The sequence below is a fragment of the Pseudomonas sp. LBUM1668 genome (assembly GCF_059695715.1).
In genome coordinates, this window is sequence record NZ_CP166787.1 from 732,882 (window position 1) to 746,305 (window position 13,424).

At 61.2% G+C, this 13,424-nt stretch carries 11 protein-coding genes and 1 pseudogene; 8 read left to right on the top strand and 4 right to left on the bottom strand.

The window, feature by feature from the left end:
* The first annotated feature begins 6 nt into the window (after positions 1–6).
* From ACA061_RS03175 to ACA061_RS03200, 6 genes and pseudogenes are all read left to right on the top strand, one after another.
* Positions 7–891 carry a type II secretion system F family protein gene (locus ACA061_RS03175; protein WP_210554196.1) on the top strand — a complete coding sequence of 295 codons (885 nt, stop codon included), beginning with the start codon at positions 7–9 and terminating at the stop codon, positions 889–891.
* Positions 888–1,778 carry a type II secretion system F family protein gene (locus ACA061_RS03180; protein ID WP_497300567.1) on the top strand — a complete coding sequence of 297 codons (891 nt, stop codon included), beginning with the start codon at positions 888–890 and terminating at the stop codon, positions 1,776–1,778. Before ACA061_RS03175 ends, ACA061_RS03180 begins: the two co-directional genes overlap by 4 nt.
* 10 nt (positions 1,779–1,788) lie before the next feature.
* Positions 1,789–2,478, top strand: coding sequence for a tetratricopeptide repeat protein (locus tag ACA061_RS03185; RefSeq protein ID WP_210554194.1), 690 nt, complete (start codon positions 1,789–1,791; stop codon positions 2,476–2,478).
* Positions 2,479–2,488: 10 nt separating this feature from the next.
* Entirely contained in the window at positions 2,489–2,761 is a 273-nt protein-coding gene (locus ACA061_RS03190) for a DUF3613 domain-containing protein (protein WP_150602532.1), read from the top strand.
* A gap of 514 nt (positions 2,762–3,275) precedes the next feature.
* Positions 3,276–3,638: a DUF6124 family protein gene (locus ACA061_RS03195; protein WP_210554193.1), complete on the top strand. Its 363-nt coding sequence runs from the start codon at positions 3,276–3,278 to the stop codon at positions 3,636–3,638.
* A gap of 308 nt (positions 3,639–3,946) precedes the next feature.
* Positions 3,947–4,174, top strand: a pseudogene (locus tag ACA061_RS03200) (DUF6124 family protein); the annotation flags it as partial.
* Between the two features lie 242 nt (positions 4,175–4,416).
* Here the strand turns inward: ACA061_RS03200 and ACA061_RS03205 are convergent.
* From ACA061_RS03205 to ACA061_RS03220, 4 genes are all read right to left on the bottom strand, one after another.
* Positions 4,417–6,087, bottom strand: a complete 1,671-nt coding sequence (locus tag ACA061_RS03205; protein WP_210701106.1) for a ShlB/FhaC/HecB family hemolysin secretion/activation protein — start codon at positions 6,085–6,087, stop codon at positions 4,417–4,419.
* 132 nt (positions 6,088–6,219) lie between these two features.
* Positions 6,220–8,133 (bottom strand): collagen-like triple helix repeat-containing protein, encoded by a 1,914-nt coding sequence (locus tag ACA061_RS03210; RefSeq protein WP_497300569.1) that lies wholly within the window; start codon positions 8,131–8,133, stop codon positions 6,220–6,222.
* Between the two features lie 312 nt (positions 8,134–8,445).
* Complete coding sequence (locus ACA061_RS03215) at positions 8,446–9,300, bottom strand: MaoC family dehydratase (protein WP_497300570.1); 855 nt, start codon at positions 9,298–9,300, stop codon at positions 8,446–8,448.
* Positions 9,301–9,302: 2 nt separating this feature from the next.
* The gene (locus ACA061_RS03220) at positions 9,303–10,655 is read right to left on the bottom strand and encodes a 3-oxoacyl-ACP reductase (protein WP_150617922.1); all 1,353 of its coding nucleotides are present in this window, start codon (positions 10,653–10,655) and stop codon (positions 9,303–9,305) included.
* 237 nt (positions 10,656–10,892) lie between these two features.
* On the opposite strand from ACA061_RS03220, the gene ACA061_RS03225 reads away from it, so the two are divergent.
* On the top strand, positions 10,893–12,170 hold the full coding sequence (locus ACA061_RS03225) for an acetyl-CoA C-acetyltransferase (RefSeq protein ID WP_497300571.1): 1,278 nt from the start codon (positions 10,893–10,895) through the stop codon (positions 12,168–12,170).
* A gap of 263 nt (positions 12,171–12,433) precedes the next feature.
* Positions 12,434–13,330: a PA4780 family RIO1-like protein kinase gene (locus tag ACA061_RS03230; protein WP_042557508.1), complete on the top strand. Its 897-nt coding sequence runs from the start codon at positions 12,434–12,436 to the stop codon at positions 13,328–13,330.
* The last annotated feature ends 94 nt before the right edge of the window (positions 13,331–13,424 follow it).

Sequence of the window (13,424 nt, forward strand, 5' to 3'; positions counted from 1 at the left end):
CACAGCATGCTCAAACCGCTGTTGCTGATCGTGATTTGCCTGACCTTGCTGGGGTTGTCGCTGCGCCTGTTCTACAGCGGCTGGCGTCAGGGCGGGACCGAGCGGGTACTTGATCGGCTTAATCAGGGGCAACCGCAATTGACGGTGGAGGCGCCGCGCTGGGTGGGGCTTGAACGTGCGTTTCTGCGTGCGGGACTGGGCCGGCCGACGGAGCGTATCGGCCTCTGGTTACTGTTGTGGGCCTTTGCGATGCTCATCGGTTTCGCCCTGGCGGGGATGATTGGCTTGCTGGTGTTGTTCGTCTTGCCGCCGCTTGCCCTGCGCGGGTATGTCAGTTGGCGCTATCAACGTCGGCTGCGGCGAATGATTGAACAATTGCCGCAACTGCTCGACCACACTGTGCGAAGCCTGAAGTCCGGACGTACCCTGGCCGATGCGGTGCTCGGAGCCATTGAGGCCAGTGAATATCCGCTCAAGGATGCCATGGGCCGGGTCCAGCGCAGCGTGCAGTTGGGCGTGAGCCTGCCGGACGCGGTGTCGGATCTGGCAGAGCTTTACGAGCGCGATGAATTTCGGCTGTTCGCCCTCGGCCTCAAGGTCAATCATCGCTACGGCGGCAACGCCAGCGAGTTGCTGGAAAACCTGATCAAGATGATCCGCGAGCGCGATCAGGCCGCGCGCCAATTGCGCGCGATGACTGGCGAAACCCGCCTCACCGCGTGGGTACTGGGCTTGCTGCCGATTACCATGGCCGGGTACTTCCTGATGGCCAATCCGGTTTATCTGGTCGCCATGTGGCACGACCCCTCCGGACAGCGGATGCTGGCCACGGCGTTCGGCATGCAGGTGATCGGCAGTCTGTTGCTCTGGCGGATGTTGCGCAGCCTATGACGACGCCACTGATGATCAGCGCCTTGCTCTTGCTTGGCGCCGCGCTGTTGCTGCTTTTCAGCCTGCTGGACCAGCGCCGCCGCAGCCAGCAGATCAGCCGCCGGCTGGAGGGCAACCTGCTGCGGCAGAATCGCTTCGGCAATCTGCTGCAAGTGCTCGGTGACAGCAAGGTCGGCCAGCGCAGCGTCAAAATCGACAACGAAACCCAGGCCCTGCTCAACCGTCTCGGCTGGCGCAGCGCCCGTCAGCGCTCGCTGTTCGCCGCCTGCCAGATTGGCTCGCCGTTGTTGCTGCTGGCGCTGACCGTGCTGCTGCAAGCGGTATTTTTTCCCGCCGTGGAAAAACAATGGATCGCGCCGCTGTTCGCCCTCGGCGTTGGCTACCTGTTGCCCAAGCGACTATTGGTGATTGCCGTCGCCCGTCGGCAAAAACAACTGGCCAGTGAGATCGGCACGTTCATTCCGCTGCTGCGCATCCTCTTCGAATCCGGCATGGCCGTGGAGCAGGCACTGCGCGTGTTGAGCCATGAAGGCCAGGCTTTGTTGCCGGTGCTGACCCAGGAACTACGCCTGGTGTTGAGCCGCGTCGACTCGGGCCTTGAGTTGGGCGCAGAACTGAGCAAAGCCACGCAACTGCTGGCGGTCGACGAGTTCACCGACACCTGCGTGATCCTCCAGCAACTGCTGCATCAGGGCGGCGGCGCGATGAAATCGCTTCTGTCACTCAAGCAACTGCTCGATGACCGGCGCCTGACCCGCCTGCAGGAATACATCTCGAAAATGTCCGCAAAAATGTCCGTCGTGATGATGCTGTTTCTCTTCCCGGCGTTATTGATTGTCCTCGCCGGCCCGGGCTTCACCGCCCTGGCGAAGGCGTTGGGTGCTTGAAGGAGTGGTGATGAAAGCGATGATTGCAGGTGTCTGTTTGCTGCTGCTCGGTGGTTGTGCCAACACCGGGCAAAACCCTTGGCAAGCGCTGACCAATAACACCAGTTGCGCCAAGTTGAGTTCCGATCAACAGCTGTCGTTGAACCTCGCCGATGACATGGCCAACGATGGCAAGCTGCACGCCAGCCTCGCCAACCTGCAAAGCCTGCCGGACAACATCGCTGATGTGCGTCTGCGCAAGGCCAAGGTGTACCGCTTGCTCGGTCGCAGTGAGGCCGAGCCTTTGTATCGCAGCCTGCTCGGTTCGTGTCTGGCCGCCGAGGCCGAACACGGCTTGGGCCAATTGGCAGCGGCGAGGTCCGACTACGGTCAGGCGCAGGCTCATTTGCAACGCGCCGCACGCCTGGCGCCGACCGACGAAAAAATCCGTAACGATCTGGGGGTGGTTTACCTCAACCAGTTGCGCATTGAAGACGCACGCTTCGAATTCCTCACCGCCATGGAGCTCAAGCAGAGCGATCAGTTGGCGGCGCTGAACCTGGTGACGCTGTTGCTCTATCAGAACGACTGGAACCGCGCCGCCGAACTGGTCAGCCGTCTCGGCCTGAGCCCGGCGCAATTCAGCGAAGCCCAGGGCCGCGCGGAAAAACTCAAAGTGCCGAGCCCGGCCACCGCCGCCGTCACGGCGATGCTCAAGTAAGGAGACCGCGATGAGAGCTGCCATTTTTTTTGTTGGCCTGCTGGCACTGCCGCTGACCAGCCACGCCATCGACGCCGGCCCAGCCTCGGCCCAGCAACAGGAAACCGAAGGCTGGCTGCTGCTGCAAAGCCGTAACAAAGTCGCCTCGCCGGTCGTGCAAACCCAGACGCCGACTGAACGGGAACTGGCCATGCAGCGCTGGCTGAAAAGCTACCTGCACGAGATTCCGCAGTATTTCGATCAGGCTGAGGGCGGGGAGGTCGACAGCGGATCGGGGGGCTAGCCCGGTTCACCGCGTTATCGTTCTTCGCGAGCAGCCCAGTCAATACAACTCATGCAGACTGCATATACCCGTGTAGGAGCTGCCGAAGGCTCGGGCCGCGATCGGACGATCTTTTGATCTTGTTCTTAAAGATCACAATCAAAAGATCGCAGCCTTCGGCAGCTCCTACACGGGGGGTATTTCAATTCGGGATGTTTAAGTGTGTGTGGGATTTTCGGAACCCTCCCACAAGGTTTTCAGGTTGTCCGTCGGACGTGCGCTCACTAGTCTTGGGTTGTCGCTGACGTCTCAGCGATCGGGTGTGGAAACCCGCTTAAGTAGATGCATTACATCAGCACCGTAATCGTTGCCGACGTCTTCATTCGTCTGCAAACTGCGTCGCGGCGGCTGTGCGTGGGCAGACTTCGGTCTGGCCGGTTGCCTACTTATCGGTTTTCCACCCCGCGTACAGCTGCCACCTTTTTGCCGTGTGGAAACGACAACAGGTGGCTACGAAGCCAAGTAGGAGTTGTTAATGGACAAGCTGATTCCCGATCCCCCCCTCGAAACCCCCACCCCACTTGCCGACGCCATCCGCGTCGATGAGCAGACAAAAAACCGCGAAGCCATAAAGCGTGCGCTGGATTTCTACCTCTGCCCTGATCCCGTCAAACCTCGCCAGCCGAGCACGATGTTCATGGTCAACCCCAACGTCGATACCGAAAGCCTGCTCGCCCACGCCTGCGAATCACTGGCCAGCGCCAGCGCGGCGGCCAGCAACTTCGCCAACGAACTGAGCGGCTTGCAGCGCAGTACGGTGTTGGGCATCCAGCAGATCATCATGCTCGCCGAACTGGCGGTGAACCGGGCGCTGGATCGAGTCGATCCGCAAAGCTGATCCACAACGAAAACCGCGTCATCGTTCATCGCTGGCAAGCCAGCTCCCACAGGATCTGCATAGTTTTCGAAAATGTCGCAATACCCTGTGGGAGCGGGCTTGCCCGCGATGAGGCCCGCCCAGTCCACCCACCTCATACTGACTACAACCACACGCGTAGGAGCTGCCGAAGGGTGCGATCTTTTGATCTTGTTTTTAAAGATCACAATCAAAAGATCGCAGCCTTCGGCAGCTCCTACACGGGGGGTATTTCAATTCGGGATGTTTAAGTGTGTGTGGGATTTTCGGAACCCTCCCACAAGGTTTTCAAACCACGCCAGCCGAGCACGATGTTCCTGGTCAACCCGAGCGTCGATACCGAAAGCCTGCTCGCCCACGCCTGCGAATCACTGGCCAGCGCCAGCGCGGCGGCCAGCAACTTCGCCAGCGAACTGAGCGGCTTGCAGCGCAGCACGGTGTTGGGCATTCAGCAGATCATCATGCTCGCCGAACTGACGGTGAACCGGGCGCTGGATCGAGTCGATCCGCAAAGCTGATCCACAACGAAAACCGCGTCATCGTTCATCGCTGGCAAGCCAGCTGCCACAGGTTCCGCATCTATCTTGAAAGTGGCATATGACCCTGTGGGAGCGGGCTTGCCCGCGATGAGGCCCACCCACCTCATGCTGACTACACGCACCTGTGTAGGAGCTGCCGAAGGCTGCGATCTTTTGATCTTGATCTTTAAAAACAGGATCAAAAGATCGCAGCCTTCGGCAGCTCCTACAGGGGATTTCTTTTACAACTGATAACTGAAGCTGATGCTGTACCGCGGTTTGCGATTGAAGGTGTCCAGTGCCTCATCCGACATCGCCTTCGCTGCCTCCAACGCAATGTTGTAGTACTTGGCATCGCCAAACCTTAATCCGATCGCTGCCGATGACAGGTTGTTGGCCTGCACCGGCAAGTCATTGAACCAGCTGCGCGAGCGGTCGAGCACTACGTACGGTTGCAGGATTCGCACCCAGTTGCCCTCACGGTTGAAGCTGTAGTTGACCTCGTAAGCCACCCCCCAACCCTTGTCGCCGGACGCCTGGTCATCGGGATAACCGCGACCGAAATTCTGCCCGCCGAACACGGCGCGCTCGCTGTCGGGCAAGGTGTCGTCGCTCCAGTACAACGCTGCCGACAGCACGCCTTGCCAGTTGTCGAAGAACTTGTCGCTCTGCACGCCGGAGAGTCGCGCGCGGAAGAAGTCCAGGTCGATGTCATCGAAGTTGGTATGCGCGCCCAGGCTGTCGAAACCCTGATAGACGCCGGCGCTGAGGATGCGCAACTGGCGGGCATCGGCCTTGCGCCAGTCGCCTTCGAAGGCGAGGGCGCGAATGTCGGTGCGAAACTCCGTGCTGAACGGAAAGTTGATGCCGTCGTAGCGGGTCTTGTCGTCGACCGCGTACAGGCGCGAGCCGGCAGTCAGCAGTTCGTTGGAGGAGGCAATCAGCGGCATGCTGAAACCGATCGAGTAACGGTCGTTTTCGCGGTGGGTATCGAGGCGGCCGCCATTGTTGACCAGCACCTCGGTGCCGGGGTCGGCGCGATAACGCGAGGCCGACAGATTCAGTTGCGTGCCTTCAGCATCGAGGAACTGGCTGTAGTCGAGGCGATAGTAACGTTCGTGGTCATCTCCCGGCGGGAACAGGCCGCTGAGGGTCAGTTGCTCGCCCATGGAGGTTTGCGAATTGCTGCTGACACCGAGCAACGCTTGCGTGCCGTTACGGTTGTTTTCGGTGGCGCTCAGCGTGCTGGTGAACGGTTTGCGGCTGGCCTCGGCGATCAGCGTCGTGGCGCCGTCAGTGGTGCCGGGCGGCGGCACCTGGGCCTGAATCGTGACGCCGGGGATGCGCGTCATCAGCGTGGTGTAGCGCTCGAAGGTCTTGCGGGTCAGCGGCCGTTCGGCCTGTATTTTCGCCACCAGTTTATCGAGCAGGCCTTTGACCCGGCCGACATCACCCTGCATCTGCACATCGCGAACGTAGCCTTCGACCAGCACCACTCGCGCCACGCCGTCGTCGAAATTCTGTTGCGGCAGGAAGGCGTAGGACAACAGATAGCCGTCCTGTTGATAGCGTCGGGTGATGTTGCGCGTCGCCTCGATCAGGTCGGCGAGGCTGGTCTGGTGGCCGATCAGCGGCTTGTAGACTTCGGCCAGTTCGTTGAGCGGATAAATCGTCCCGCCTTCGATCTGCACGGTCCTGAGATTGACCTTGGTTTCCATCAGCAACGGTTGCGCGGTGGCGGCGCCGGGGTCAGGCACTTCCAGCGGCGTGGCGCTCGGGCGATAAGCGTCGGCCGGCAGGTTGGGCACGGGCAGGTTGCGGATGGTTTCGTTGCTGTTGAGAAAGCTGGGCAGGGTGTCGGCGAGGGCGGTGGAACTGAGACTGAGGCACAGCAGGGATGCCATAACGCGCATAGGACACTCCATGGTCAGAACACAGCGAAGGGCTGATTTTCCAAAGAAAAAAGCGGAAGACTCGTGGGAATCTTCCGCCCTCAACCAAGCGTAGGCGCTGTAGGTAAGGCCGTCGAATCGGCCAGGTGCAATTTAGCGATTGTTGCCTCCCAGAGCGCCGGTCAAACCACCGAGCACACCGCCCAGACCGCCAGTTGTGGTGCCGCCGGTGGTGCCTGTACTGGCACCACCATTGACCAGCCCACCGACGGCGCCGACGGTAGCACCTACGTTGTTGACCAGACCGCCGACGGCTGTAGTGACCGGGTTGTTGGTGGCAGCGATCGTGTTGCCGATGTTGCTGACTGCGCCGCCGACCTGGGTGGTGAGACCGGCCACAGGTGCGGAGATACCGGTGGTGGCGCCGACATTTTGGGTCAGGCTGGTGACAGCGCTGGTAACCGGGTTCAGACCAGCCCCCACAGTGGCGCCGACGGTGGCCAGTGGTGAGGTCGGAGCGGTGATCGGTGTGCCCGATCCGCCAAGTGCAGTGTTGAGCGAAGCGATGGTATTACCCAAGCCACCCGCGGTGACACCACCTGCACTGACCACGCCATTGGTGCTGCCAGCATTCAAGCCTGCGCCGACGTTGACCACTGCGCCGCCAACGGTTTGCAGCAGGCCCGTGCCAGCCAGAGCGCCGCCGACACCACCGACACCTCCGCCACCGACACTGCCGCTACTGATCGCGCCACCGACAGCCACGACAGCGCCGCCGACACCACTGACAGCACCGCCTACGGCACCACCGGCACCACCTAAACCACCGACAGCACCACCGATACCTGCGACAGCGCCGCCGACACCACTGACAGCCCCGCCCACAGCGCCACCGATACCACCGACACCGCCGATACCACCGGTACCCGAGCCGGTGCCGTTGGACACCAGGCCACCGGCCTTGCCAACGGCTGTGCCGGTATTGCTCAGCGCACCGCCGACGGTGTTGGTCAGAGCATTGCCGTGACCGGCGTCGGTGACCTTGCCACCCAAGCCGTTCACCGCGCCGCCGACTTGCGAAATCACGCCTTTGAGCGGAGTGCCCAGGCCAGTGGCGCTACCGATTTTGTCAGTAGTACTTTCAACCATGGCTATCACCGGCACCAGTTTGCCGCCAACGGTGTTGGTCAGTTGGCTGGTTGGGCCGGTACTGAGTGATGTGTTCAGCGTGTCGCCGAGCATGGTGACTTTCTCGCCGACGCCATCGAGCAACGGAGCCACTTTGGTGACCACGCCGCCGACCACCGGGACGCGATTGGTTGCGGTCGACAGTTTGCCGCTGAGATCGGACACGCCGTCGCCGACATCCTGTACCACGCCGCCGACCGAAGAGACGGTGGTGGTGAGGCCTTTTGGATCAGTCGCCAGTTTACCGATGCCGTTGGTTACGCCGTCGCCCAGTGTGGAGACAACGTTGCCAGCGGTGTTGGCCGCGCTCTGTACCACGCCACCGACTACAGGCACGCCGCTCAGGGAGTCGCCCACTTGGCCAACACCATCGCCGACGCCGCTGACTGTTTTACCGACATCCTGCACGAGGGTGGTGGTCACCAGCGCTGGGGGGGGATTAGTCGGGTTGGTTGGATCTGTCGGGTTCGTTGGATTGGTTGGATTGGTTGGATCTGTCGGGTTTGTAGGGTTTGTCGGATTGGTAGGATTAGTACCGCCGGTGCCACCCGTTCCTCCAGTTCCACCTGTGCCGGCGGTATCACCTGTTCCGCCAGTGCCGCCAGTGCCGCCAGTGCCTCCGGTATTGCCAGTGCCGCCAGTGCCACCCGTACCGGCGGTGTCACCGGTTCCGCCAGTGCCACCCGTTCCGGCGGTATCACCGGTTCCGCCTGTTCCACCAGTTCCGCCCGTCCCATCGGTACCGGCGGTGCTGTCCTGCGAAGAGGCGCCGGGATTGCTCTTGTGACCGCCACCGCCGCTGCTGCAACCGGTGAGGCCGAGGGAAAGCATCAATGCCAGAGCAATTGCCGATTTGCACCACACGTTTTGAGTTTTCATGATCGAGTTACCTGCACCTGTCACAACGTTCGTCGTCTTCGATGGCCCGCCGATCTGTTGTCGGTGATGCCTCGTCCGTTGTGCCAATCTCAGTCCGGGGGCAGGGTTCGCACCATTCTCAAGTTGGTATTAACGCCTTTATATATAAGGTGCTGCGCAGCGCCTAAGGACTAATACCCACGATATAGACGCACAAAAAAAAGCCTTGAAAATCAAGGCTGGATGTTTGCCGGAGAAGGGGGCGCCGCACGCAAAAACTTAAGTGATATATACACAATTTACAGGCTTGCCCCCGACGCCAACAAAAGGGTTTCAAGCAATCGGCTGCCAGTCACCCACCATGTGCTCAAGTTCCCCCGCGCCAACCAGGCGCAATTCGCCGCTGGACCCTGCCGCGCTTGCGAGCAATGTCACCTCACTCGGCAATCGCACCGGTTTGCGAAAGTGCACCGTGACTTCAAAATTGGCCTTGGGTAAATGATCCGCCAATGCCGCGAGTGTGCGTGCCTTGTTCCACAAGCCGTGGGCGATGGCCGTGGGGAAACCGAACAGCTTGGCGCTGGTCGCACTCAAGTGAATCGGGTTGTAGTCACCGGAGACCTTGGCGTATTGGCGGCCGATGTCTGCTGGTGCTTTCCAGTCCGACACTTCAGTCAGCGCTTGCGACGGTTCCCACTGCTGCTCGACGGCCTCACCGTCGAGTTTCACACCGCGACAGAGCATCTGGCTTTCGGCTTCCCACAGCGGCCCGAGCTGATCGTCCAGTGTGGTCACCAGATCGAACGTCGCCCCCTTGGGATGCGGTTGCAGGTTGTGCACGCGCACGCTGACTTGCGCCCGACTGATCCCGCCCATCGGCCGCAGCACGCGAATGCGGTTGCGCAAATGAATCAACCCCAGCAGCGGAAACGGGAAGTCCTTGGCCGTGAGCAATTGCATCTGCAAGGCAAACGCGAGGATGTGGGGATAAGTCGGCGGCAGCAGGCCATCGTCGACAAAACCGCAGACCTTGCGATAGTCCGCCAGCCGTTTTCCGTTGACGTCGACCCAGCAGCGCAAACCACTGTCGGGCAATTGCGTGCCGGTGATTTTGCGCCGTGTCGCGGCCCTTGCGTACAGCCCGGGCAGACTTGGTTCGCGGTCCAGCGAGTGCCATTCGATGCTCATGCCTATGCCCCCAGAACGCTTTGCCCACAGACGCGCAGCGCCTGCCCGGTGAACGCGCCGGTGCCCGGTTGCGCCAGCCACGCCACCGCTTCGGCGACGTCCTGCGGCAGGCCGCCCTGGCCCAGCGAACTCATACGGCGGCCGGCTTCGCGCAAACCGAAGGGGATGTGCGCGGTCATCTGGGTTTCGATAAACCCCGGGGCCACGGCGTTGATGCTGATGCCGCGCTCCTGCAACGTCGGTGCCCAAGCCTGCGCGAGGCCGATCAGACCAGCCTTGCTCGCGGCATAGTTGGTTTGCCCGCGATTACCGGCGATGCCGCTGATCGAGGCCAGCAGGACCACCCGCGCATCGTCATGCAAGGTGCCGCTGTCGAGCAGGGCTTTGGTCAGTATTTGCGGGGCGTTGAGGTTGACCGCAAGCACCGCGTCCCAGAATTCCGGGGTCATGTTGGCCAGGGTCTTGTCGCGGGTGATTCCGGCGTTGTGCACCAGAATGTCGAGGCCGTCCGGCAACTGTTCGATCAATTGCGCGGCGGCGTCTTCGGCGCAGATATCGAGAGTAATACTGCGACCGCCCAGGCGTGCGGCGAGGGCTTCCAGATCGGACTTGGCCGGTGGCACGTCGAGCAGGATGACGTCAGCGCCGTCGCGCGCGAGGGTCTCGGCAATTGATGCGCCAATACCGCGTGCCGCGCCGGTGACCAATGCCTTGCGTCCGGCGAGTGGCCGCGTCCAGTCGGTCACCGGGGTCGCACACGCGGTCAGGCGAATTACTTGTCCGGAGACAAAAGCGCTTTTGGGCGAAAGGAAAAACCGCAGTGGCCCTTCCAGTTGATCCTCGGCGCCTTCGCCGACATAGATCAGTTGCAGCGTGCCGCCGCTGCGCAATTCCTTGGCCAGCGAACGGGAAAAACCTTCCAGCGCACGTTGGGCGCTGGCCGCGAACGGATCGCGCAAGCTTTCCGGCGCACGGCCAAGAATCACCAGATGGGCGCTGTGCTCAAGGTTTTTCATCAGAGGCTGGAAGAACTCGCGCAGCTGTTTGAGCTGGTCGGTGTGCTGCAAGTCACTCGCATCGAACACCACGGCTTTGAGTTTTGGGCCAAGGCCCGGAATCCACTCAGTGGCCGTCGCCGGTTGCTCGCCGTAACGGTAAATCCCCTCGGTCAAACGGTTGGCGAAAGCACTGATGCGCTCGGTCAGCGGGCCGCCACCGATCAGCAGCGCACCTTCCACCGGCCGCAGGCGCCCGGCCTGCCAGCGCTCCAGTCGCACCGGCGACGGCAGGCCCAAAGCCCCGACCAGGCGATGGCCGATGGACGAGTTGGCGAAGTCGATATAGCGGTCAGACATGGAACGCTCTCCAAAAGTTGGGGTTCAAAGTGTGGACTACCCACGGCAATCAATCGTTCGATCCACGCAATAAGGCCTACGCTAGAACAGCAGAGTAGACCAATGCCCTTGTGGGAGCTGGCTTGCCAGCGATGGCGGACTGTCTGCCAATGAATTTGTTGGATGTGCCGGCCCCATCGCTGGCAAGCCAGCTCCCACAGGGGGCTATGTAATCTGGAATCCAAACAGGAGCTTTTCATGAGTCAGCTGCGCCGCGTCGCGATCATCGGCGGTAACCGTATTCCCTTCGCTCGTTCCAATGGCCCTTACGCCGCGGCCAGCAATCAGGCGATGCTCACCGCAGCCCTCGAAGGCCTGATCGAACGCTACAACCTGCACGGCCAGCGCATCGGCGAGGTGGTGGCGGGCGCGGTGCTTAAATTGTCACGGGATATGAACCTGGCCCGCGAATGCGTGCTCGGCTCACGCCTGTCACCGACCACCCCGGCCTATGACATCCAGCAAGCCTGTGGCACCGGGCTGGAAGCGGCGTTGCTGGTGGCCAATAAAATCGCCCTCGGCCAGATCGATTGCGGCATTGCCGGCGGCGTCGACACCACCTCCGACGCGCCGATCGGCGTCAGCGAAGGCCTGCGCAAAATCCTCCTGCAGGCCAACCGCGCGAAGACCACCGGTGAAAAGCTCAAGACTTTTCTGCAACTGCGCCCGCAACACCTGATCCCGGATTTTCCGCGCAACGGCGAAGCGCGCACGGGCCTGTCGATGGGCCAACACTGCGAGTTGATGGCGCAGACCTGGAATATTGCTCGCGAAGATCAGGATCAATTAGCCCTCGAAAGTCATCACAAACTGGCCGCGTCTTATGGCGAAGGCTGGCACAACGATCTGATGACGCCGTTCCTCGGCCTGACCCGTGACAACAACCTGCGCCCGGACCTGACCCTGGAAAAACTCGCCGCGCTGAAACCGGCGTTCGAAAAAAGCGCCAAAGGCACGCTGACGGCGGGTAATTCCACACCACTGACGGACGGTGCGTCGGTGGTGCTGCTTGGCAGTGAGGAATGGGCGAACGAGCGTGGCTTGCCGATCCTGGCCTACCTGCGCGATGGCGAAACGGCGGCGGTGGACTTCGTCAACGGCGCCGAAGGCCTGCTGATGGCGCCGGTGTACGCGGTTCCCCGCTTGCTGGCGCGCAACGGCCTGACCTTGCAGGATTTCGACTATTACGAAATTCATGAGGCGTTCGCCGCGCAGGTTTTGTGTACGCTCAAGGCCTGGGAGGATCCCGAGTACTGCAAAACCCGTCTGGGGCTTGAGGCGCCGCTGGGTTCCATCGACCGCAGTCGCCTCAATGTAAAAGGCAGTTCACTGGCGGCGGGGCATCCGTTTGCCGCGACCGGCGGGAGGATTGTCGCCAATCTGGCGAAGTTGCTGGATGCGGCGGGGCAGGGAAGAGGGTTGATTTCGATCTGCGCGGCGGGGGGGCAAGGGGTTACCGCGATTATTGAGCGCTAGAAGAGTCCCTCTCCCTCGGGAGGGGGCTGGGGTGAGGGGCAAGGGCCAGAACACCCGATGTCAGATTCTGTCGCAAATGCCCTCCTCACTGTTTACCAACATTTACCACCGGCTCAGCTATGATTCGCTGCGGTCGATTTTTTCGGCACAGTGTGTGCATTCATAAGGTTCACAGGTCGGCAACCCCTCCCCGAAGCGCGAGGATTGCCGTATAACGAGTGACATTCGCGTGTTTGGTAATAAAGGACCCACAATAAAAGCTGATGAAGACTCCAAAACGCATTGAACCCCTGATCGAGGACGGTCTGGTCGACGAAGTGCTGCGCCCACTGATGAGTGGTAAAGAAGCAGCTGTTTATGTGGTGCGCTGCGGCAATCAGTTACGTTGCGCAAAGGTCTACAAGGAGGCGAACAAACGCAGTTTCCGCCAGGCGTCCGAATATCAGGAAGGTCGCAAGGTACGCAACAGCCGACAGGCACGGGCAATGGCCAAGGGCTCGAAGTTCGGCAAGAAAGAAACCGAAGACGCCTGGCAGAACGCTGAGGTCGCCGCGCTGTTCCGGCTGGCCGGCGCGGGCGTTCGGGTTCCGCAACCGTACGACTTCCTTGAAGGCGTGCTGTTGATGGAGCTGGTGGCCGACGAGTACGGCGATGCCGCGCCGCGTCTGAACGACGTGGTGCTGGAGCCGGATCAGGCGCGCGAGTATCACGCGTTCCTGATTTCGCAGATCGTGCTGATGTTGTGTACCGGTCTGGTGCACGGTGACCTCTCGGAGTTCAACGTGCTGCTGACACCAACCGGCCCGGTGATCATCGATCTGCCGCAGGCAGTCGATGCGGCGGGCAACAACCACGCGTTCAGCATGCTCGAGCGTGACGTTGGCAACATGGCTTCGTACTTCGGTCGCTTTGCTCCGGAGTTGAAGAAGACCAAGTACGCCAAGGAAATGTGGGCGCTATACGAAGCCGGCACCTTGCACCCGGCCAGCGTGCTGACCGGTGAGTTCGACGATCCGGAAGAGCAGGCGGATGTTGGCGGCATTCTGCGCGAGATCGAAGCGGCGCGACTCGATGAAGAGCGCAAGCAAGCGATTCGTGCGGCGGACGACGAGCCGAAGGGCAAGTCGGACGAGCCACCGCCTCCCCCGTGGATGCAGTGATTGCTTGAACAGAAACCCGGCTTCGGCCGGGTTTTTTGCGCCCGATACATTCCCATAAGCAACCACAAACATATTTGATGCTGCTGACCTTGTA